The 19,931-nt window shown below is 72.9% G+C and carries 22 protein-coding genes; 13 read left to right on the top strand and 9 right to left on the bottom strand.

Annotated features, from left to right (window positions below):
* Positions 1-79: 79 nt before the first annotated feature.
* Both IF67_RS0118855 and IF67_RS0118860 read right to left on the bottom strand, forming a co-directional pair.
* Positions 80-289, bottom strand: a complete 210-nt coding sequence (locus IF67_RS0118855; protein WP_030987124.1) for a DUF1918 domain-containing protein — start codon at positions 287-289, stop codon at positions 80-82.
* Positions 290-493: 204 nt separating this feature from the next.
* Positions 494-1,483: a DMT family transporter gene (locus IF67_RS0118860; protein ID WP_030987126.1), complete on the bottom strand. Its 990-nt coding sequence runs from the start codon at positions 1,481-1,483 to the stop codon at positions 494-496.
* Between IF67_RS0118860 and IF67_RS0118865 the strand changes: the two genes are divergently transcribed.
* The 5 genes from IF67_RS0118865 (at position 1,482) to IF67_RS0118885 (ending at position 5,514) form a co-directional block, all read left to right on the top strand.
* The gene (locus IF67_RS0118865; RefSeq protein ID WP_030987128.1) at positions 1,482-2,987 is read left to right on the top strand and encodes a PLP-dependent aminotransferase family protein; all 1,506 of its coding nucleotides are present in this window, start codon (positions 1,482-1,484) and stop codon (positions 2,985-2,987) included. The genes IF67_RS0118860 and IF67_RS0118865 overlap by 2 nt on opposite strands.
* Positions 2,988-3,093: 106 nt before the next feature.
* The gene (locus tag IF67_RS0118870; protein WP_030987130.1) at positions 3,094-3,546 is read left to right on the top strand and encodes a GNAT family N-acetyltransferase; all 453 of its coding nucleotides are present in this window, start codon (positions 3,094-3,096) and stop codon (positions 3,544-3,546) included.
* Between the two features lie 43 nt (positions 3,547-3,589).
* On the top strand, positions 3,590-4,156 hold the full coding sequence (locus IF67_RS0118875; RefSeq protein ID WP_030987132.1) for a histidine phosphatase family protein: 567 nt from the start codon (positions 3,590-3,592) through the stop codon (positions 4,154-4,156).
* Positions 4,157-4,468: 312 nt separating this feature from the next.
* On the top strand, positions 4,469-5,146 hold the full coding sequence (locus tag IF67_RS0118880; RefSeq protein ID WP_030987134.1) for a putative Ig domain-containing protein: 678 nt from the start codon (positions 4,469-4,471) through the stop codon (positions 5,144-5,146).
* A gap of 5 nt (positions 5,147-5,151) precedes the next feature.
* Complete coding sequence (locus IF67_RS0118885; protein WP_030987136.1) at positions 5,152-5,514, top strand: hypothetical protein; 363 nt, start codon at positions 5,152-5,154, stop codon at positions 5,512-5,514.
* A 41-nt stretch (positions 5,515-5,555) separates the two neighbouring features.
* Here IF67_RS0118885 and IF67_RS0118890 read toward each other — a convergent pair whose 3' ends face one another.
* Both IF67_RS0118890 and IF67_RS0118895 read right to left on the bottom strand, forming a co-directional pair.
* Positions 5,556-6,008 carry a YybH family protein gene (locus IF67_RS0118890; protein ID WP_030987138.1) on the bottom strand — a complete coding sequence of 151 codons (453 nt, stop codon included), beginning with the start codon at positions 6,006-6,008 and terminating at the stop codon, positions 5,556-5,558.
* Positions 6,009-6,164: 156 nt separating this feature from the next.
* Entirely contained in the window at positions 6,165-7,118 is a 954-nt protein-coding gene (locus IF67_RS0118895) for an alpha/beta hydrolase (protein ID WP_030987140.1), read from the bottom strand.
* 236 nt (positions 7,119-7,354) lie between these two features.
* Between IF67_RS0118895 and IF67_RS0118900 the strand changes: the two genes are divergently transcribed.
* Entirely contained in the window at positions 7,355-7,900 is a 546-nt protein-coding gene (locus tag IF67_RS0118900; RefSeq protein WP_030987142.1) for a PadR family transcriptional regulator, read from the top strand.
* Positions 7,901-7,954: 54 nt separating this feature from the next.
* Here the strand turns inward: IF67_RS0118900 and IF67_RS0118905 are convergent, their stop codons facing one another.
* A complete protein-coding gene (locus IF67_RS0118905; RefSeq protein WP_030987144.1) occupies positions 7,955-8,704 on the bottom strand; it encodes a helix-turn-helix transcriptional regulator in 750 nt (249 codons plus the stop codon).
* A gap of 87 nt (positions 8,705-8,791) precedes the next feature.
* A complete protein-coding gene (locus IF67_RS0118910) occupies positions 8,792-9,880 on the bottom strand; it encodes a class I SAM-dependent methyltransferase (RefSeq protein ID WP_030987146.1) in 1,089 nt (362 codons plus the stop codon).
* A 123-nt stretch (positions 9,881-10,003) separates the two neighbouring features.
* On the opposite strand from IF67_RS0118910, the gene IF67_RS0118915 reads away from it, so the two are divergent.
* The gene (locus tag IF67_RS0118915; protein WP_030987148.1) at positions 10,004-10,195 is read left to right on the top strand and encodes a DUF1059 domain-containing protein; all 192 of its coding nucleotides are present in this window, start codon (positions 10,004-10,006) and stop codon (positions 10,193-10,195) included.
* A gap of 171 nt (positions 10,196-10,366) precedes the next feature.
* On the opposite strand, the gene IF67_RS0118920 is transcribed toward IF67_RS0118915, so the two are convergent.
* The gene (locus IF67_RS0118920) at positions 10,367-11,161 is read right to left on the bottom strand and encodes a LysR family substrate-binding domain-containing protein (protein WP_030987150.1); all 795 of its coding nucleotides are present in this window, start codon (positions 11,159-11,161) and stop codon (positions 10,367-10,369) included.
* Between the two features lie 57 nt (positions 11,162-11,218).
* On the opposite strand from IF67_RS0118920, the gene IF67_RS0118925 reads away from it, so the two are divergent.
* A complete protein-coding gene (locus tag IF67_RS0118925) occupies positions 11,219-11,611 on the top strand; it encodes a DUF5997 family protein (RefSeq protein ID WP_030987151.1) in 393 nt (130 codons plus the stop codon).
* Positions 11,612-11,820: 209 nt separating this feature from the next.
* On the opposite strand, the gene IF67_RS45750 is transcribed toward IF67_RS0118925, so the two are convergent.
* Both IF67_RS45750 and IF67_RS0118935 read right to left on the bottom strand, forming a co-directional pair.
* Positions 11,821-13,428 carry an alpha/beta hydrolase gene (locus IF67_RS45750; RefSeq protein WP_030987153.1) on the bottom strand — a complete coding sequence of 536 codons (1,608 nt, stop codon included), beginning with the start codon at positions 13,426-13,428 and terminating at the stop codon, positions 11,821-11,823.
* Between the two features lie 277 nt (positions 13,429-13,705).
* Positions 13,706-14,419 carry a DUF6215 domain-containing protein gene (locus tag IF67_RS0118935; RefSeq protein ID WP_030987155.1) on the bottom strand — a complete coding sequence of 238 codons (714 nt, stop codon included), beginning with the start codon at positions 14,417-14,419 and terminating at the stop codon, positions 13,706-13,708.
* A gap of 275 nt (positions 14,420-14,694) precedes the next feature.
* Between IF67_RS0118935 and argC the strand changes: the two genes are divergently transcribed.
* From argC to IF67_RS0118960, 5 genes are all read left to right on the top strand, one after another.
* Complete coding sequence (argC, locus tag IF67_RS0118940) at positions 14,695-15,723, top strand: N-acetyl-gamma-glutamyl-phosphate reductase (protein WP_030987157.1); 1,029 nt, start codon at positions 14,695-14,697, stop codon at positions 15,721-15,723.
* Positions 15,724-15,790: 67 nt separating this feature from the next.
* The gene (gene argJ, locus IF67_RS0118945; protein WP_030987158.1) at positions 15,791-16,942 is read left to right on the top strand and encodes a bifunctional glutamate N-acetyltransferase/amino-acid acetyltransferase ArgJ; all 1,152 of its coding nucleotides are present in this window, start codon (positions 15,791-15,793) and stop codon (positions 16,940-16,942) included.
* A gap of 99 nt (positions 16,943-17,041) precedes the next feature.
* Entirely contained in the window at positions 17,042-17,959 is a 918-nt protein-coding gene (argB, locus tag IF67_RS0118950; RefSeq protein ID WP_030987160.1) for an acetylglutamate kinase, read from the top strand.
* Positions 17,956-19,191: an acetylornithine transaminase gene (locus IF67_RS0118955; protein WP_030987161.1), complete on the top strand. Its 1,236-nt coding sequence runs from the start codon at positions 17,956-17,958 to the stop codon at positions 19,189-19,191. The genes argB and IF67_RS0118955 overlap by 4 nt, the downstream gene beginning before the upstream one ends.
* 8 nt (positions 19,192-19,199) lie before the next feature.
* A complete protein-coding gene (locus tag IF67_RS0118960) occupies positions 19,200-19,757 on the top strand; it encodes an arginine repressor (RefSeq protein WP_030987163.1) in 558 nt (185 codons plus the stop codon).
* The last annotated feature ends 174 nt before the right edge of the window (positions 19,758-19,931 follow it).

Genomic DNA, 19,931 nt, shown 5'->3' on the forward strand with positions numbered 1-19,931 from the left:
TCCGCGCGGGCCGCGGCGGCGATCCGCCGAGGGATTCCGTCACCGGCCGGGGTCGGTGTGTGCCGGCCGGTGACGGTGCCTAGCGGCCGGGGTCGGCGTCGGTGGCCTTGCCGTGCCGGACGACGCAGTCGGGGCCCGGCGACATGATCGCCTCATGCCCGTCCTCGCCGCGGACGCGGTAGGGCGGATCGCCGTCCGTTCCCATGACTTCGACAATTTCGACGACCCGGTCGTGATGCCCGACGGTCCTGCCGTGCACCACCAGCCGGTCGCCCCTGCTTGCATGCATCAGGGTCCTCCCCGCCTCGGGGCGGCCGTACGACCGGCAGGCCGACCAGTGCGACGGCCGGCGGTTGAACGGCCACGGGTTTCCACGGTTCACGGTCCTGGCGTGACCCGCGACGGCGGTACCTGCCGTCGCGGCAATTTTACGTCCGCGGGCCGCGACCGCACCCGGTACGTATGTTTTCGTCCCGCTCCGGCAGCCGGTCCGTCAGCCACGGGTCCGCTGGGTGACGGCGATGCATGCCAGGACGGCCAGCGCCGCCGCGGGAGCGGCCGGCGGCAGCTGTTCGCCGAGCAGCAGCACGGACCACACCAGCGTCAGCAGCGGCTGGGCGAGCTGCAACTGGCTCGCCTTGGAGATGCCGATCGCGGCCATTCCGCGGTACCAGGCGATCATCCCGAGGAACTGCGAGCCGAACGCCAGCCACAGCAGCCCGCTCACCGAATGCACCGTGAGCCGCATCGGCTCCGCGGACAGCGCGAGAGCCGCGCCCGCCACCGTCACCGGAAGTGCCAGTACCAGCGCCCAGCCGATCACCTGCCAGCCCGGCATATGGCGGGCGAGGCGGCCGCCCTCGGTGTAGCCGGCCGCGCACACCAGCAGGGCCGCGAACAGCAGCAGATCCCCGCGGCCCGGCGCCCCGCCGCTCTGCTGCACCGCAAAACCGATGACGACGACGGCGCCGACCAGTGAGGCGATCCAGAACGTACGGGAGGGCCGGGCGCCGGTCCGTACGGCCGAGAAGGCGGCGGTGGTCAGCGGCAGCAGACCGACGACGACGGCCGCATGCGAGGTGGTGGAGGTCTCCAGCGCGAGGGTCGTCAGCAGCGGGAAGCCGAGGACCACGCCGCCCGCGACCACCGCGATGCCCGCCCAGTGGCGCCGCTCCGGAGGACGTACCCGGAACACGGCCAGCGCGCCGCCGGCCAGCGCGGTGGCCAGCACGCTGCGCAGCATCACCACCGTCCACGGCCCCATGCCCTCCAGCGCCCAGGCGGTCGCGGGGAAGGTGAGGGAGAAGGCGGCGACGCCGAGTGCGGCGAGCAGGGCACCACGGCTGACGAGGGCGCTGCGGGCGGGAGCGGCGGGCTCCGAGGCGATGGGGGTGCCCGGGGTGCCCTGGACGGGGGCGGCCGGGGCACCCGTGGTGCTGACCGCTATCGCGACCGGGGCAGTAGCGCTATCGTTGTCTCTCATGCAAGAGCGTAGCAGTGGGTCGGAACTGGCCGCAGCCCTCCGTGCGGAGCTGAATCGCTACTCTCCAGGAGAGAAGCTGCCCTCTAGCCGTGTTCTCGTGGAGCGCCATCGCGTCAGTCCGGTGACCGTCTCCCGGGCGCTCGCGGAGCTGGCGGCGGAGGGCCTGGTCGTGACCCGGCCGGGCGCGGGGGCCTTCCGTGCCGAGCCGCGCAGCGAGGCGCCCCGGCCGCTCGACACTTCCTGGCAGGAGATCGCGCTGAGCGCCGAGCCGGCCGGTGACCAGGTGCCGCGCAGCGTCGACGCCTCGGGCGTCCTCGCCACGCTCGCCACCCCCGCCGCCGGCGTCATCGAATTCATCGGCGGCTATCTGCACCCCGATCTCCAGCCCGAACGCGCCCTCGCCGCCGCACTGGCACGGGCCGGACGGCGGCCGGGCGCCTGGGCACGGCCCATGGTCGGCGGCGTGCCGGAACTGCGGGCCTGGTTCGCACGGGAGATCGCCGGCCCCGGTGGCCCGCTCGCCGCCAGCGACGTCCTGATCACCGGGGGCGGCCAGAGCGCGCTGACCGCCGCACTGCGCGCCCTCGCCGCCCCCGGCGCCCCGGTGCTCGTCGAGTCCCCGACCTATCCGGGCATGCTGGCCGTCGCCCGCGCCTCCGGGCTGCGGCCGGTCCCCGTACCGGTGGACGCGGACGGGGTCCGTACGGACCTGCTCGCCGACGCCTTCCGTGCCAGCGGCGCGCGGCTGTTCGTCTGCCAGCCGCTGTTCCAGAATCCGACCGGCGCGGTGCTGGCCGACGGGCGGCGGCGCGACGTGCTGCGGGTGGCCCGCGCGGCCGGCGCCTTCGTGATCGAGGACGACTTCGCGCGGCTGCTGGTCCACGGCGACGCACCCGCGCTGCCGCCGACGCTGATCGCGGACGACCGGGACGGCACGGTCGTCCATGTCCGCTCGCTCACCAAGGCCACCTCGCCCAACCTCCGGGTGGGCGCCCTGGCCGCCCACGGCCCGGTTCTCGACCGGCTGCGCGCCATCCAGGTCGTGGACAGCTTCTTCGTGCCGGGCCCGCTCCAGGAAGCCGCCCTGGAACTCGTCGGATCGCCCGCCTGGGCCCGCCATCTACGGCTGATCGCCGGTGAGCTGACCACCCGCCGGAACGCCCTGACCGCGGCCCTGTACCAGCATCTGCCCGCACTCGCCGAGCGGGACGGGGGGCACGGGGCGGCGTTCGGTCACGACCCCGCGCCGGGCGGCCTCTACGTCCCGCCGGGCGGCTACCACCTCTGGCTGCGGCTGCCGGACGGCACCGACGAGGCGGCGCTGACCGGTGCGGCGCTGCGGGCGGGCGTCGCGGTCGCGGCCGGCCGCCCGTACTTCGCCGCCGAGCCGCCGGCCGCGCACCTGCGGCTGAGCTTCGCGGCCGCCTCCGGCACGGCCGAGATCACGGAAGGTGTCCGCAGGCTTCGTACGGCGTGCGAGGAGGTGGGAGTCGCGGTGGGCTGACGGGCCGGAGGCGGAGGTGCGCGGGCCGGTCCCCGCGAGGGCGGCGGCACCGTCCACCCCGGCAATCGGTTCGACGCCGCCCCGGCCCTTCTGCGAACCTCCCGGCATGAACGATCACGCCCTCGACGGCTACGAGATCTCCACCGACCCGGCGCGCCTGGACGCCGACCGGGTCCACCACTGGCTGTCCAGCGACTCCTACTGGGCCGTGGACCGGCCCCGGGAGCTCCAGGATCGCGCCGTCGCGGGCTCGCTCAACTTCGGCCTGTACGAGACCGGTTCCGGCCGTCAGGCCGGGTACGCCCGGGTGGTCACCGACCACGCCACCTTCGCCTGGCTCTGCGACGTCTACATCTGCCGCGACGACCGCGGCAAGGGCCTGGGCACCGCCCTGGTCGAGGCCATAGCCGACCATCTGACGCCCTGCGGTCTGAGCCGGCTCACGCTCGCCACCAAGGACGCCCACGGCGTGTACGAGAAGGTCGGCTTCCGCGCCCTGGTGTCCCCGGAACAGTGGATGACCCTCGGGCTGATCGACCCGGGGCCTGTCGAGATCTGATCAACCGGGTCCGCGGGGGCGGCGCGGCTCTTACCATCGGCGGATGAGCGTCCGACTCAAGCTGCTCGCCGCGGGCCGCTCCTCGCTGCTCGGAACGCGGTTCGGTGACGACCGGCCGCTCGACGCCGCAGGATGGCGCGAGGCCGAGCGGGCCGCGCCCGTCCTGTGCCGGCTCGCCGCCGCCGAACTGCGCTACTGCTCGCCGTCCGCCCGTTGCCGGGACACCGGCGAGGTCCTCGGGCTGCGCCCGCTCGCCCAACCGGCGCTGCGCGACTGCGACATGGGGCGCTGGACCGGCCGCACGCTGGGCGAAGTGGCCGCCGAAGAACCGCGCGCGGTGGACACCTGGCTGGCCGACCCGCGGTCCGCACCGCACGGCGGGGAGTCACTGCTGGCGTTCATCACCCGGGTCGCCGGCTGGCTGGACACCCGGCCGGTCGAGGACGCCGACGGCCTGCTCGCGGTCGCCGAGCCCGGTGTCGTCCGCGCCGCCCTGGTCTATGCGCTCCAGGCGCCGCCGCACTCGTACTGGCGGATAGACGTCCAGCCGCTGTCGGTGACCACCCTCACCGGCCGGTCGGGCAAGTGGGACCTCCAGCTGGCGGGGTGACGCGGCGCCCGGATGGTGCCAGGGCCTGTAGCAGGCGCGGACGGTCGGTCCGCTCGCCCCGGCGGGGCCAGGGTCTTGCGGGCAGCCGCGGTCATGAGTGAGGCCGTGATGCCGCCGTCGCGGGGGGGTGTGCCGGGACCGTCGGTGTGTGCACCACCCGGAAAGCCCATCCCGCCCGTTCCGCCGCCCGGGGCGTACGCACCCTTGTGACCTGCGGAAAGAGGTGGCGGCCGAGGCCATCCGCGGCAGTTGGCCCCGGGCGCGGGGCACCATCGAGGTGCGCACCGCCGGGCCGGGCGCTTCTCTCGGGTTATGCACATACGCCACATTGCTCTGTACGCGCTGGCGGCCGGCGCCCTGGTGGTGCCCGTCATGCTGTTCGGCGAGGGCGAGGGTGCTGACGCCGCCACCGGGACGGGGACCGAGTCCGCTGCGGACACCGCGCAGGCCGTGGTCGTTCAGCCCGACCCGGTGGCACCGGGCGCCGGGTTCTCCGTCTCCGACGGCGGCAGCTGCCAGGGGGACACCGCGGAGGCCACCTTCGACGACGCGGACATCCCCGCGATGCAGCTGTCCGCCCAGAGCGGCGAGATCAGTGGCACCGCGATCGTGCCGGAGGGTACCGCGCCCGGCTCCTACCAGGTCACCCTCACCTGCGGCGGCACCTCCGGAGCCCGGCAGAGCGCCCTGGACCCCGGCCGGGCGGGCGACGAGGAGCGCGGCGGGGCACGAGGCAAGGCGGACGGCTACGGCCACGGACGTGCCGAAGAGCGCGGTGAGGAATCCGGCGACGGCCGGAAGACGCTCACCGGCACCATGATCGTCTCCGGTGGCGCCGACGAGGCCGTGCCCCAGGGCGGTGCGGACACCGGCGCCGGCGGGGCGGCCGGCACCGGCGGGACGGCCACCACCCTGACCGGTGTGCTGCTGCTGGCCGCGGCAGGCTGGGGAGCCCTCCGCCGCCGGCGCCCCCGCGACACCCGGAGCTGACGGCGGTGACCGCGCATCCGTCACTGCGCGCCCTGGTCATCGGCCTCGTCACGGCCCTCGCCACGGCGGGCGTGCTCGCGCTCGCCGCCGTCCATCTCCGTGCCCGCGAGGCCACCAGCGAGGTCGACGGCGGCACCCACACCGTGCCGCGCACCGAGATCGCCAGAACGCTCAGCGGCCAGCTGACCCTGCCCTTCCGCGGCGGGCCGGAGGCGGTGCGCTGCTCCGGCGACCTCCGGCCCGTGCCGTACGCGGAAGTGCGCTGCACCGCGCACTTCCCCCTCGGTCCGGACCGCCACCTGGCCGTCGAGGTCACCCACGTCCGCCACAACCAGGTCACCTACCGGCGCCACGCCCTGCCCCGCTGAGGGCGCGGACCGCTACGGCGCGCCACGCACGCCCGAGCGTGCTACGGCTTCAGGTCCAGGGCGGCCCGTCCCGACCCGTCCATCCAGAACGGCACCGAGCTGTGCGTATGCGTGACCGTCCAGGTTCCGCCGATCTTGCGGAGGCCGACGGTGGCCCGGCTCCACAGCTCCACCTCGAAGCCGTCGCTCTTCGTTCCGTGCATCCGGTTGATGCTGTGGCTGAAGGCGACATCGTCGCCGACCGTGATCTCGACCTGGGTCAGCGACACCTCGATCGGTCCGTTCCAGGTCGCGTACCAGGCCTCGACGGCCTGCTGGTCCAGCGCCTCCGGCCCCTTGTACTGGAGCGGGGGAGCGAGGCTGAAGTCCACCATGTCCGGCGCGCAGGAGGAGAGGAACCGTCGTGCGTCCCGCTCCGTCGTCGCGGCCGCCCGGTCCTCCAGCAGCTCCCGGATCTGTTCCTCGTCCGCTTTGCGTGCGATGTCGGTGGTCATGAGGGGTTCTCCCGTCGGACGGCGCCGCGGCGCCCGGAATCTCTGTACAACGGGTGGACGCCGGTGCGCACGGAAACTCATCGGCCCAGGGCGCGGTCCGGACGTCTCCCCGCGGCCCTCCGTTGCCCCCGGCCCTCCGCTCCCCGCGGCTCTCCGTTACCCGCAGCCCTCCGTCAGCGCCGTGCGCAGCGCGTCCAGCCAGTGCGTGGTGGTCCGCCGGGCCAGAGCGCTGTGCGGGGCGTACGCCTCGAAGAAGTGCCAGGCGCCGGGGACGTCCCTGACCTCGACGGCCACCTGCGCCTCCATCAGGCGGCGGGCGTAGTCGAGCCCTTCGTCGCGCAGGGGGTCGAGGCCGCAGGTGAGGAGGTAGGCGGGCGGGAGGCCCGAGAGGCCGGTGGCGCGGGCGGGCGCCGCGTACGCGGGGACCTCGGCGCCCCGGCCGGGGCCCAGGTAGGTGTCCCAGGTGTGCCGGATGCCGTCGCCGTTGACGATGCGCCGGTCCGTGACGCGCCGCAGGGACGCGGTGCCGCCCCGGTCGTCGAGACAGGGAACGAGCAGGCTCTGGAAGGCGATCCGCGGCCCCCGGCGGTCGCGGGCCATCAGGCACAGGGCGGCGCTCAGACCGCCGCCCGCGGACGCTCCGGTGACGGCGATCCGTCCGGCGTCGAGGCCGAGTTCACCGGCGGCCGCGGCCATCCATTCCAGGACGGCGTAGCAGTCCTCGACGCCCGCGGGATACCGGTGCTCGGGCGCCAGCCGGTAGTGCACATTGACCACAACCGCACCGACGGCGGCGCAGACGTCGCGCGCCATGGGGCTGGGCCCGTCCAACTCCCCGTACGCGAAGCCGCCCCCGTGGAGGTAGAGCACCCCCGGCAGGAGGCCCGCGGCCCCGGCGGGGCGCAGTACCTGCACGTCGATGCGATTGCCGTCCGGCCCGGGGACGGACAGCTGCCGGATGCCGACCCGGGGGTCGTGTGCGGGCATCCGCGGTGCCATCAGCGCCCGGAAGGAGGCGCGGGTCGCCTCGATGTCGGTGTACGGATTCTCCGGCCCCTCCGGCAACGCGGCCAGGACACCGGCCAGTTCCGGATGGACGTACGGGTGCACACCGACGCCCGCGGAAGCCCTCGCCCCCGTAGCCTCTCCCGTCTCTCCCGTCTCTCCTGTCTCCTCCGTCGCCCGAAGATCTCCCGCATGGCTTCCGTCTCTCACAACCACTTCGCCTCCCCGGCCGGCCGACGATCCGCAGCCCGTCGAATGTCCAACCATCTCATTGATATCGTCCCAACGGGAGGGAAGTTATGGTCTCATTGAGAAGATGTCAAGGGGAGCGAGGGGCGGCGATGGCGGAGTACAGCCCGGCGAGATATGTCGTGCTCGGTCTGATCGCCCGGCACGGGCCGATGACGCCGTACGAGCTCAAGGCCCGGGTCGAGGACGACATCCAGCCCTTCTGGCCGATCCTCCATGCGCAGCTGTACCGGATCCCGCCGGAGCTGGCGCGGGCCGGGCTGCTGCGGGAGGAGACCGAGACGGCGGGCCGCCGTCGGCGGATCTTCCACCTCACCGACGCCGGCCGCGCCGCACTGGAGCGCTGGCTGGCCGACCCGGACACGGCCGAGGCGGAAACCCGTGACCCGGCGCAGCTGAAGCTCTTCTTCGCCGACCTCGGTGACCCCTCGGACATCGTCGCCCTCGCCACGCAACAGGCGGAACGCCACCGCACCTTGCTCGCCCACTATGCGTCGCTGCGCGCTGCGCTCGATCCGTCGGAGGATTCCCGGCAGCGCTCGCGCGCACGGGTGCTGCGGCTGGGTGTGCTGCACGAGCGGGCCCATGCCGAGTTCTGGGAGTCGATGGCCGCCGACCCGGAGAGGCTCGACGACTGAGCCGCCGCGAAGCCGGCGCGCCGGAGGGGCCCTCCGGCGCGCTCACTGCCGTCGTCACAGCGCGCTCCGTACCGCCGTCCGACCGCGGGTCAGCCACGCGTTCGCCGCCTCGACCCGGCCGCCCACCCGCAGCTTCGCGTAGGCGTGCTCCAGATGCTTGTCGACGGTGCGCGGGCTGATCGCCAGCCGGTGCGCGATCTGCTGGTTCGTCAGGCCGCGGGCGAGCAGGGCGAGTACGGCGGATTCGCGGCGGGTGACGGGGGAGGGCGGAGGCGACTGCGGGGCGAGCCGGTTGAGGACGTGGCTGAGCCGGGTGCGCAGCAGGGCGGCGGCCGCCACATCGTCGTCGGAGAAGTCGCTGCCGCTGCGGCTGATCGCCACACAGACCTTCCGTGGTACACCGCCGGCGTAGCCCGCGGGGAACGACATCGCTAGCTGCTGCTCGGCGTCCAACGGGCGGTAGACGTCGCGGTAGGCGGCGAGGGCATGGAATTCGCTGCGGGTCTGGAGGGTCGAGCGGCGCATCGGGGTGCCGGGGCCGAGGGTGGTGTGGGTGACCAGGGAGTCCGCCGCCGATTCGCGCGCGAACGCGTCCCGCACGTCCGGGGTCAGCAGACCGGCGGGGAGGGTGAGCGGCCGCTCGGCGGAGCCGGCGCGGGGGGACCAGACGATGCTGTCGCCGGGAACGGCGCCGAGCAGCAGCGGGAGCAGTGCCGGAACCAGGGTCTCCTCGTCGACGGCATCGATCAGAAGGTCCACGACGGCGAGAATGCGCCGCAGGCCGGCCTCCGCGGCCGTGCTCATGTTTCCAGCGTGCCGAGGGGGCAGGGGCCCGTCAAGCGAGGGCCACCCGGCCGGCCGGGGGAAGACCGGCCGGGCGCGTCAGGCGCCTCAGCGCCCGACGGCATAGACGCGGTTGACGGGGCTCTTCGCGGCCAGTCGCCAGTGGTGGAGTCCGGCTTCGTCGGCGATCTGCCGCATCGCCTCCTCACCCGCGTGGTTTCCCAGTGCCTGCGGTCCGTGCTGGGCCAGCGCGGACGGCAGGCAGACGGCGACCGAGGCGGCGGTCAGCGCCCGGCCGATGGGGTTGGCGTTCTCCTGCGCGTTGGCCGAGGCGTTCGGCTCGACGACCATGCAGGTTCCGCCGTCGGCCAGTGCCTGCTCGGCGTGGTGCAGCGCGCCGCCCGGATCGCCGATGTCGTGCAGGCAGTCGAAGAACGTGATCAGGTCGAAGTCCTCGCCGGGGAAGTCCTGGGCGGTGGCGACCTCGAAGCTGACCCGGTCGTCCAGTCCCTGCTCGGCCACGAGGCCGCGGGCCGCTTCGACGGACGGGCCGTGGAAGTCGAAGCCGTCGAAGTGCGACCGGGGGAAGGCCTGCGCCATCAGCGCCGTGGAGTAGCCGTAGCCGCATCCCACGTCCGCGACCCGGGCACCGCGCTCCAGCTTCTCCACCACGCCGTCCAGCGCGGTCAGCCACTCCGGTACCAGCGAGGCCGCGTAGCCGGGGCGGAAGAATTTCGCGCTGCCGGCGAACAGCGCCGGGCTGTGTTCCTCCCAGCCGACGCCCTCGCCGGTGCGGAAGGCCTCCATGAGGGTGTCCTCGGTGGCGTAGATCGCCTGGAGCAGCGTGGAGAAGCCCGCCGCGTACGTCGGCAGATCCGGGGCCGCCAGGACGGCGGCGTGCTCGTCGGGCAGGAGGTAGGTGTCGGTGCCGGGCGCGTAGCTGATGTACTCCCCGGCGACCTGGGCGGCCAGCCATTCGCGCACATAGCGTTCGACCAGTCCCGTACGGGCGGCGAGCTGTGCCGAGGTGAGCGGACCGGCGCCGGCCATGGCCGTGTACAGACCGAGGCGGTCGCCGAGCGAGGTGCACAGACCGGCGACCGCGGCGCCGGTGTCGGTGATCACTTTCTCCAGGAACCGCTGCACCCGGTCCTCGTCCACCGCGGCGCCGGGGCTCACCCCGGCGGAGGCCGTCATGGCTGTCACCTCCTCCTCGTCCTCTCTCACTCCAGCAGGCCGGCCACCCCGCGCGCCATACGGGATTCGCCGTATACGGCGGCCGGCGGCACCGGCCGACACTGGGGGTGGAGGAGGTGCCCCATGCGCAAAAAGATCGACTGCCGGGATTACCCGAGCGAGATGAACTGCACCCTCGTCATCTCCGGCGAGGAGGAGGAAGTGCTCCGCGCCGCCGGCGAGCACGCGATATCCGTCCATGGGCACACGGACAGCCCGGAGCTGCGGGAACAGATCAGGTCGTCGATGAAGGACGAGCTTCCGCAGCATGCCTGACGAACGACAGCGACACGCCGCCCCGGCCCGGGGCGGCGCTGCCGTGCCCGGGTGCGCCGAGCGTGCGGGCAGCGCGGTGCCGGGTGCCGGGTGCGCCGGGTGCCGCACACGGCGGCGGGGGAGCTGCGAACAGCGGTGCGGGCGGGGGAGCGGCGAACAGCAGTGGCAGAGCTACGAACGGCGGCGAGGCTTGCCCCGCGTACCGCCCTTGCCGCCCTTGGCGCCACCGGAACCGCTCCGGCCGCCGGAACCGCTGCGTGATCCGTTGCCGGCCGGCTTGCCGGCCGCGGGCTTGCGCCGGGCGCCGCCCGTCTCGGGACGCTTGGCCTTCGGCTGTGCCGGGGCCGGGGAGGGGCGGCGCCCCCGTGAGCTGTTGACGGTCCGCCCGCGGACGATCCCGATGAAGTCCTCGACCAGGTCGGTGGTCTCGTCCTGCGGCCAGGACAGCGCGACGCGTGACGCGGGAGCGTCCGCGACCGGCCGGTAGGTGAGGTCCTTGCGGTGGTGCAGACGGGCGAGGGACTGCGGGACGACGAGGAGTCCCACTCCTGCCGCGACCAGTTCGACGGCGTCCAGGGTGGTGGCGGGGCGCTCGTTCGCGGGCCGGCCCGGAGGGCGCTCCCAGTCGAGGGTGTCGTCGAGGGGGTGCAGCACGATCTCGTCGGCCAGATCCTCCGCGGACACCTCGTCGACCGCCGTCACGAGGTGGTCCTTGGGGATCACGACCACCGTCGTCTCGGTGTAGAGGGGGATCGCGCTGAGATCCTCCCGGTCGACCGGCAACCGCACGAAGCCCGCGTCGGCGCCGCCGTCCCGCAGCAGGTCGAAGGCGTCGGCGGCGGACACCGGCACAAGGGCCAGCGGGACGTCGGGCAGTCGCTCGTTCCAGATCCGCACCCACTTCGTGGGCGTCACCCCCGGGACGTACGCGAGCCGGAACGCAGGGGATTCTTCCGAGCCAGTCACTCCGCCAGGTTACCGGTCGTGGTCGGCAGTAGCGCACATGCTCGATACCCTTGACACATGACGTCGCACCAGACCACCCAGACGATGAAGCCCGCAACCGCGGCGAAGAAGCTGGGTGTGTACCTCGAGGCCACCCCCGCCGAGTTCCAGGAGGGTGTCGTCTCGCGCACCGAGTTGAACGCGCTCCAGGCCGATCCGCCCCAGTGGCTCCAGGAGCTGCGACGCAACGGCCCGCACCCCCGGCCGGTGGTCGCGGCGAAGCTGGGCATCTCCATCTCGGGCCTCGCGCGCGGCGGGGTCACCGAGCCGCTCACCACGGAGCAGATCGACGCCCTGAAGCAGGAAAGTCCCGAGTGGCTCCAGCAGGAACGCGCCACGCAGGCCGAGGTCCGCAAGGAAGCGGCCCGCATCAAGGAGAAGACGGCGGCCCGGGACGAGCAGACCCGCTGACCGCGCTCCTGACCTGCCGCCCCCGGCGGCTTTGCACCACGGACTGCTGAGCGGCGTCCGCACACAGGCGCCCGCTCATGGATGCTGTGGCCGGTCTTCGCCCGACGGGGCGAGGGCCGGCCACAGCATCTTTTGCGTGCCGGCCCCCACATCCTTTGCGTGCCGGCCTTGCCCGCACCGGACTCCCCGCACCGGACTCGGTACCGGACTCAGGAGGCGATGCCGGCCATCGCCCCGCCGCCGGTGGCCACGCCGCCCTGTGGCCTGGTGGCGGCGAAGGGGGGCGTGTCCTGTCGGCACGTCGTTCCGGCCGGCGGGAGGGTGCCCTCGATGAGGTAGCGGCTCTCGTGGTCGCCGACGCAGCTGCTGGGGTTGATCAGTTCGGTGTGCCCGTACCCGTGATGGGTGAGCAGGCGGGCGTGGGCCAGTTCCTTGGCCAATGCCTGGGAGTCCCGGTACGGAGTGGAGGGGTCGTCGGTGGTGCCGACCAACAGGATGGTGTGCGCCGTGGGGTTGTTCCACGGGCCGGTGTAGCGGTTGGCGGCCAGGGCCGGCCAGGTGGCACACGGCTCGGCGGCCCAGGACCAGAAGCGTCCGGCGTCGCCCGCACGGAGGGCGCTGGCCGTCTCGATGGCGTGGTACGCACCGGGGTCACGCGGATTGGGGCTGTCGGAGCAGAGCACGGCAGCAGCCTGTTCCTCGCCGAGGTACGGAACCACCGGCTGGGGTGGGGTGGGCGGCGGGACGCCTCCCTGCCACAGGTCCTGGAGCCTGGCGGCGAGGTCCGTCCATCCGGGGTGGACCGTGTAGAGGGAGTACACGGCATCGCCGACGGTGCCGCCGTAGGTCCACGTACCCTGCGGATGCTTCCGGAGGCGCTGCATCAGCCGGTCGAACTTGTCCCGGGTCGCTTTGGGGCTGCCGGCGGAGAAGGCGCAGCGGGCGGTGGTGGTGGAGCCGCACAGGGTGAGGAACTTCTCCAGCGTCGTGGCCGCGCTGAGGTCGGAGCCCATGCGCAGGAAGATCGGGAGCCGGGGGTCGCCGGGCGAGGCGTGGTTCGTCCAGGCCTGCGGGTCGATGTTGCTGTCGAGGACCATGGCGCGGACCTTGCCGGGGAAGAGGTTGGCGTAGGCGGAGCCCAGGAACGAGCCGTAGGAGGCGCCGAGGAAGGTGAGCTGCGGGTCGCCCACGGCCCGGCGGAGCTGGTCGAGGTCGAGTGCGGTGTCGGCGGTCGACACATGGCGCAGAAGCTCGGGGTCATGCCGGTGGCAGCGCCGGGCCAGATCTCGGTAGGCAGCGATCCAGGTCATCCGCTGCTGTGCGCCCACCGGGAAGCCGGCCGGTCTGCCGGCAGTCCAGGCGTCGGCTTCCTCGGGGCTGTCGAAGCAGTTCACCGCCGTGCTGTTGCCGATTCCCCGGGGGTCCCAGCTGACGATGTCGAACCGCTCCCGTACCTGCTGCGGGAAGTGCTTGTACACCTGCGGCATCTGCACCGTCCCGGGGCCGCCGGGGCCGCCGGGGCTGAAGAACAGGGTGCCGATGCGGCTTCCGGGGCCGGTCGCCTTCCGTTTGACGACTGCCAGCTCGATCGTGCGACCACCGGGCCTGCGGTAGTCCAGCGGGACCTTTGCGGTCGCGCAGTCGAACGCTCTGTCCTGGGCGCACGGTCTCCAGTCCAGCTGCGGGGCGGGCACCGAAGACGACCGGGTGGCAGCCGGAGCGGGATCCGGCACGCTGAACACCATCGAGCTGATCACCGACGCGGCGAGGGCCGCGGCCAACCGCCGACGACCCGCGAGGAATCCCGATATGAGCATGCCCGGTCCTTTTCCTGGCTGAGCGCCTGATGCCGCCGTGCCCTGAGCACCGGCACGCATCCGGTGTCAACGACACTGCGGTCCGGCACGGCGCGCGAGCCCACGGTGGCCGAATGAGGCGAGCTCCGCCAGGCGGGCTCCTCAAGGCCGTCGGCCGGGGCCGGCCTCGGGTGGAGGCCTCGGGCGGATGCCGCCCTTCGCTTCTCGCGAAGCCCGGCCGACCGGCGGGGGAGCCGCCCGCTGCCATGCCGGCACCCTCAGGCGCTCGGCCGGGCCGTCATGCGCCGGCAGCCCACCACGGGACCGTCGGCAGCACCTTCTCGGCGACGCGGAGCAGCACCGCGTCGTCCGGCACCGCGCCGTCCGCGCGCCACAGGGACACCTCGAAGGAGCCGCCGCTGTCCTTCGCGTCCCGGGCCACGGTGACGGTGCGGGCCGGGACGCCGGGACCGCCGGCTCTGTCCTTCCCGTCGAGGCGGAAGCTGATGCGGAGGGTGCGGTCCGCGTAGATGACCGCCGGGCGGCCCAGAACCTTCCGCTGCCGCGCGCCCTCCCCCAGGAGTCCGGCGGATCCGGCCACCGGATGACGGTCGTAGGTGGCCGACAGGTTCACGGTGTAGGTCCCGAACTCGACCTGTGCCGAGGGAGTGGCGATCTCCTTGCCGTTGCCGAGCCTGGTGGAGCTGCCGCTGCCGCCGGCGGTCTTCGCGGCCTCCCCCGGTGTGCCGAGCAGTTCAGCGAGGTCGGGGCGGTTCAACGCCTTGCACAGCTGCGCCCCGGAGACCTGCCGAGGCGTCTTTCCGGGCGCACCCGCCGCTTTCTCGGGCTCCCCGCCCGAGCACGTGGCGGGCGGCGGGTCGCTGTCCGGAGGCGGCGACGGCTCCCCGACCGTCCACAGACCGACACCGAGTGCCGCCACCAGCGCCACAGCCGCAAGTGCCTGCCCGACAGCGCCCGCGCCCGTCACTGCCGCGTCGATATCGTCTGCCATATCCCCCACCTGCCATGATCCCCCGATACGTGCCCGGGGACCTTAACCCGTGATCATCAGGCGAACAAGAGGTCCGGCCGTCACCGAGTGCCAACCTCGGCCGGAGTGCCGACCCGCCCGCCTGCCCTGGGGACCACCGCGAGTGCCCACCCGAGTAGCCACATCCCTCATGGGCCCGCTGAAGCCCGAGCCCCACCGAAGCGGGGCCTCGACCACACCTCATTGCATAAAACTGCCGCTATCCGTATAGTCATGCCATCGAGGAGGAGAGGTCCATGACGGTACGAGCAGCAGTGGCCGGTGCGAGCGGGTATGCGGGTGGTGAGGTGCTGCGCCTGCTTCTGGGGCACCCGGAGGTGGAGATCGGCGCGCTGACCGGGCACTCCAACGCCGGGCAGCGCCTGGGTGCGCTGCAACCGCATCTGACGCCGCTGGCCGACCGGGAGCTCCAGCCGACCTCCTCGGAGGTGCTGGCCGGGCACGACGTCGTCTTTCTCGCGCTGCCGCACGGCCAGTCCGCCGCGGTCGCCGAGGAGCTCGGGCCCGACGTGCTCGTCGTGGACTGCGGCGCGGACTTCCGGCTCGGCGACGCCGCCGACTGGGAGGCGTTCTACGGCTCGGCGCACGCGGGCACCTGGCCGTACGGCCTGCCGGAGCTGCCCGGGGGCCGCGGCGCACTCCAGGGGACCCGGCGCATCGCGGTCCCTGGCTGCTACCCCACGGCCGTCTCGCTCGCCCTGTTCCCCGCGTACGCGGACCGGCTCGCCGAGCCCGAGGCCGTGATCGTCGCGGCCACCGGCACCTCCGGCGCCGGCAAGGCGCTCAAGCCGCATCTGCTGGGCTCCGAGGTCATGGGCTCGATGAGCCCGTACGGCGTCGGCGGCGGGCACCGGCACACCCCCGAGATGATCCAGAACCTGAGCGCGGTGGCCGGTGAGCGGATCAGCGTCTCCTTCACCCCGACCCTGGCCCCCATGTCGCGCGGCATCCTCGCCACCTGCTCGGCGAAGGCGAAGCCCGGCGTGGGCACCGCCGCCGTACGGGCCGCGTATGAGAAGGCGCTGGCCGACGAGCCGTTCGTCCAGCTGCTGCCCGAGGGCCAGTGGCCGTCGACCGCCGCCGTGTACGGGTCCAACACCGCCCAGATCCAGGTGACCTTCGACGCGGCGGCCGGCCGGATCATCGCGATCAGCGCCCTCGACAACCTCACCAAGGGGACCGCGGGCGGCGCGGTGCAGAGCATGAACATCGCCCTGGGTCTCCCCGAGGAGACGGGGCTTCCGAAGGTCGGGGTCGCTCCGTGACACGGACGGACCTGGGGCAGCACGGCGTGACCGGCGGGGCCGGCGAAGCGATGGAGGAGAAGAAGCAGTGAGCGTCACGGCAGCACAAGGGTTCACGGCCGCGGGCATCGCCGCCGGGCTCAAGGAGAACGGCAACCCGGACCTCGCCCTCGTGGTGAACAACGGTCCCCGGCTGGCCGCCGCCGGTGTCTTCACCTCCAACCGCGTCAAGGCCGCACCGGTCGTCTGGTCCGAGCAGGTCCTCAAGGGCGGCACGGTCTCCGCCGTCGTCCTCAACTCCGGTGGGGCCAACGCCTGTACGGGCCCGCTCGGCTTCCAGGACACCCACGCCACCGCGGAGCAGGCCGCCGAGGTGCTGGGGCTCAACGCCGGTGAGGTGGCGATCGCCTCCACCGGGCTGATCGGCCTGCGGCTCCCGATGGACAAGCTGCTGCCCGGCATCGACCGCGCCGCGGCCGAGCTGACCGAGCACGGCGGCGAGAAGGCCGCCATCGCCATCAAGACCACCGACAGCGTGCACAAGACCGCGGTCGTCACGCGGGACGGTTGGACCGTCGGGGGGATGGCCAAGGGCGCCGGCATGCTCGCTCCGGGCCTGGCCACCATGCTCGTCGTGCTGACCACCGACGCCGACGTGCCGGCCGCCGGCCTCGATACGGCGCTGCGGGCCGCGACCCGTACCACCTTCGACCGGGTCGACTCCGACGGCTGTATGTCGACCAACGACACGGTGCTGCTGCTCGCCTCCGGCGCCTCCGGCGTCGTACCGGACACCGCCGCGTTCGCCGAGGCGGTGCGCGCGGTCTGCGACGACCTGGCACGGCAGCTGATCGGGGACGCCGAGGGCGCCAGCAAGGACATCAGGATCGAGGTCGTGGGCGCGGCCAGTGAGGACGACGCGGTCGAGGTGGGCCGCTCCATCGCCCGCAACAACCTCCTCAAGTGCGCCCTTCATGGCGAGGACCCCAACTGGGGCCGGGTGCTCTCCGCCATCGGCACCACCTCCGCCGTCTTCGAGCCCGACCAGCTGAACGTCGCCATCAACGACATCTGGGTCTGCAAGAACGGCTCGGTGGGGGAGGACCGCGAACTGGTCGACATGCGCTACCGGGAGGTACGCATCACCGCCGACCTCGCCGCCGGCACCGAGTCCGCGGTCATCTGGGCCAACGACCTGACCGCCGACTACGTCCACGAGAACAGCGCGTACTCCTCATGAACGAGCGCAGCGAGCAAGTCATTCAGGGGCGCGTGCTGTGCACACAGCCCGCCCGGGGGTACCTCCCGCGCGAAGCGTGGGGAGAAGTGAGGCCGACGCATGAATGCCCGTAAGCACACCGCGCTCCCCAAGGCCCGCATCCTGATCGAGGCGCTGCCCTGGCTGACCCGGCACCACGGCAAGACCGTCGTCATCAAGTTCGGCGGCAACGCCATGATCGACGAGGAGCTCAAGCGGGCCTTCGCCCAGGACGTGGTCTTCCTGCGGCACGCCGGACTGCGCCCCGTCGTCGTGCACGGCGGCGGCCCGCAGATCAGCGCCCAGCTGGACCTGCTCGGCCTGGAGTCGGAGTTCAAGGGCGGCCTGCGGGTCACCACCCCCGAGGCGATGAACGTCGTGCGGATGGTGCTGGCCGGCCAGGTGCAGCGTGAGCTGGTCGGCCTGCTCAACGAGCACGGTCCGCTGGCCGTCGGCATGACCGGCGAGGACGCCCATCTGATGGCCGCGACCAAGCACTACGCCGATATCGACGGCGAGCGGGTGGACATCGGCCGGGTCGGCGAGATCACCGCCATCGACCCCGGCGCGGTCCAGGCGCTCCTGGACGACGGCCGGATCCCGGTCATCTCCTCGATCGCCCGCAGCAGCGACGAGGACGATGCCTCCGGAGTCTTCAACGTCAACGCCGACACCGCCGCGGCGGCCCTGGCCGCCGCCCTCGGCGCCGAGACGCTGATGGTGCTCACCGACGTCGAGGGCCTCTACGAGGACTGGCCGCAGAGCGACGAGGTGATCTCCCGCCTCACCGCCACCCAACTGGAGAAGCTGCTGCCCGACCTGGCCAGCGGCATGGTCCCCAAGATGCAGGGCTGCCTGCACGCCGTCCGCAACGGCGTCCACACGGCACGGGTCATCGACGGGCGGGTCCAGCACTCGATCCTGCTGGAGATCTTCACCGACGAAGGAATCGGCACGATGGTCGTGCCGGACGCGAACACGATCGAGGGGGCGACATGAGCGACGCGGCACACGGCCACGGGCCGGCGACCAACAAGGGCCTCACCGGGCGCTGGCAGGGCGCCATGATGGACAACTTCGGCACCCCCCGTATCCCGCTCGTCCGCGGTGAGGGCGCCAAGGTGTGGGACGCCGACGGCAACGAGTACCTCGACTTCCTCGGCGGCATCGCGGTCAACGCCCTCGGCCATGCCCACCCCGCCGTGGTCCGCGCCGTCTCCGACCAGGTCGCCACCCTCGGCCATGTCTCGAACTTCTTCGTCAGCGAGCCCACCGTGGCCCTCGCGGAGCGGCTGCTCGCGCTGGCCGGACGCCCCGGCCGGGTCTACTTCTCCAACTCCGGCGCCGAGGCCAACGAGGCCGCCTTCAAGATCGGCCGACTGACCGGGCGCCGCCACATGGTCTCCACGGCCGGCGGCTTCCACGGCCGCACCATGGGCGCCCTCGCCCTCACCGGCCAGCCCGCCAAGCAGGCGCCGTTCGCACCGCTGCCCGGCGACGTCGACCACGTCCCGTACGGGGACGTCGAGGCCCTCCGCGCCGCCGTCAGCACCGACACCGCCTTCGTCATCCTGGAGCCCGTCCAGGGCGAGAACGGCGTCATCGTCCCGCCGCCCGGCTACCTCCGGGCCGCCCGCGAGATCACCGCCGCCACCGGCACCCTGCTGGTCCTCGACGAGATCCAGACCGGCATCGGCCGTACCGGGCACTGGCTGGAGTCGCAGGCGCAGGGCGTCGAGGCCGACATCATCACCCTCGCCAAGGGCCTGGGCGGCGGTCTGCCGATCGGTGCGACGCTGGCCTTCGGCCGGGCGGCCGAGCTGCTCACGCCCGGTTCGCACGGCTCGACGTTCAGCGGCAACCCGGTCGTCTGTGCCGGCGCCCTCGCCGTCCTGGACACCATCGAGGCGGACGGCATCCTGGAGAACGTCGAGCGGGTCGGCGAGCGGCTGAGGAAGGGGACCGAGGCCCTGGGCCACCCATTGATCAGACAGGTCCGCGGTGCGGGCCTCCTCCTGGGTATCGTCTTGACGGAGCCGCTCGCGCCGCAGGTGCAGCAGGCGGCTCAGGACGCGGGCCTCCTGGTGAACGCGGTCGCGCCGGATGTCATCCGGCTCGCCCCGCCGCTGATCGTCTCCGACGACGAAGCGGAAGTGTTCCTCCACAAGCTCCCGGGCGTCCTGAACACGGTCCGCCAAGGGGCCGACGGGGAACAACGAGCCGGAGACTGACGACAACGATGAGCGAGCCGCAGGACAACGAGCCGCAGGACAACGAGGCGCAGAACGGCGGCCAGGCCGTACCGCAGACCCGCACCGCCCGCCACCGCCGGATCGTGGACATCCTCAACCGGCTGCCGGTCCGCTCCCAGAGCCAGCTCGCCAAGCTGCTCGCCGACGACGGCCTGTCCGTCACCCAGGCGACGCTCTCCCGCGATCTGGACGAGCTGGGCGCGGTCAAGATCCGCAACACCGGTGGTGAGCTGATCTACGCGGTGCCCAGCGAGGGCGGCGACCGCAAGCCACGGGCACCGCTGGGCGAGTCGGCCAAGGAGGAGCGGATGCGCCGCCTCTCCGGCGAACTCCTCATCTCCGCCGAGGCCTCCGCCAACCTCGTCGTCCTGCGCACCCCGCCGGGCGCCGCCCAGTTCCTGGCCTCGGCCATCGACCAGGCCGAGCTCCACGACATCCTCGGCACCATCGCGGGCGACGACACGCTGATGCTCATCAGCCGCGACCCGGCGGGCGGCCAGGCGCTCGCCGACCATCTGCTGCGATTGGCGCAGAAGGCGCACTGAGGCGTACCTAGGCGCGCGCAAGGCCGGCCTTCGCGCTGCTCACCTGTCACACCAGCACTCCGTGAAACGGCCGTCTCCCCCGGGAGGCGGCCGTGCGGCGTTCCCCCTCCGAGCCCCGCGCCGCATGCCGAACCGCATGCGGCAGGATGGCAGTTCGCGTCGGGGAGTCCACGG

This window comes from Streptomyces sp. NRRL S-1813, from assembly GCF_000719605.1.
Lineage (GTDB): Bacteria > Actinomycetota > Actinomycetes > Streptomycetales > Streptomycetaceae > Streptomyces > Streptomyces decoyicus.

Coding starts and splice junctions, on each gene's coding strand:
- IF67_RS0118915 (WP_030987148.1), top strand. CDS start 10,004: ATGCGCAAAAAGATCGACTGCCGGGATTACCCGAGCGAGATGAACTGC.
- IF67_RS0118900 (WP_030987142.1), top strand. CDS start 7,355: ATGGCGGAGTACAGCCCGGCGAGATATGTCGTGCTCGGTCTGATCGCC.
- IF67_RS0118955 (WP_030987161.1), top strand. CDS start 17,956: ATGAGCGACGCGGCACACGGCCACGGGCCGGCGACCAACAAGGGCCTC.
- IF67_RS0118865 (WP_030987128.1), top strand. CDS start 1,482: ATGCAAGAGCGTAGCAGTGGGTCGGAACTGGCCGCAGCCCTCCGTGCG.
- IF67_RS0118870 (WP_030987130.1), top strand. CDS start 3,094: ATGAACGATCACGCCCTCGACGGCTACGAGATCTCCACCGACCCGGCG.
- IF67_RS0118880 (WP_030987134.1), top strand. CDS start 4,469: ATGCACATACGCCACATTGCTCTGTACGCGCTGGCGGCCGGCGCCCTG.
- IF67_RS0118890 (WP_030987138.1), bottom strand. CDS start 6,008: ATGACCACCGACATCGCACGCAAAGCGGACGAGGAACAGATCCGGGAG.
- IF67_RS0118855 (WP_030987124.1), bottom strand. CDS start 289: ATGCATGCAAGCAGGGGCGACCGGCTGGTGGTGCACGGCAGGACCGTC.
- argB (WP_030987160.1), top strand. CDS start 17,042: ATGAATGCCCGTAAGCACACCGCGCTCCCCAAGGCCCGCATCCTGATC.
- IF67_RS0118960 (WP_030987163.1), top strand. CDS start 19,200: ATGAGCGAGCCGCAGGACAACGAGCCGCAGGACAACGAGGCGCAGAAC.
- IF67_RS0118860 (WP_030987126.1), bottom strand. CDS start 1,483: ATGAGAGACAACGATAGCGCTACTGCCCCGGTCGCGATAGCGGTCAGC.
- IF67_RS0118925 (WP_030987151.1), top strand. CDS start 11,219: ATGACGTCGCACCAGACCACCCAGACGATGAAGCCCGCAACCGCGGCG.
- IF67_RS0118935 (WP_030987155.1), bottom strand. CDS start 14,419: ATGGCAGACGATATCGACGCGGCAGTGACGGGCGCGGGCGCTGTCGGG.
- argC (WP_030987157.1), top strand. CDS start 14,695: ATGACGGTACGAGCAGCAGTGGCCGGTGCGAGCGGGTATGCGGGTGGT.
- IF67_RS0118875 (WP_030987132.1), top strand. CDS start 3,590: ATGAGCGTCCGACTCAAGCTGCTCGCCGCGGGCCGCTCCTCGCTGCTC.
- IF67_RS0118910 (WP_030987146.1), bottom strand. CDS start 9,880: ATGACGGCCTCCGCCGGGGTGAGCCCCGGCGCCGCGGTGGACGAGGAC.
- IF67_RS0118905 (WP_030987144.1), bottom strand. CDS start 8,704: ATGAGCACGGCCGCGGAGGCCGGCCTGCGGCGCATTCTCGCCGTCGTG.
- IF67_RS45750 (WP_030987153.1), bottom strand. CDS start 13,428: ATGCTCATATCGGGATTCCTCGCGGGTCGTCGGCGGTTGGCCGCGGCC.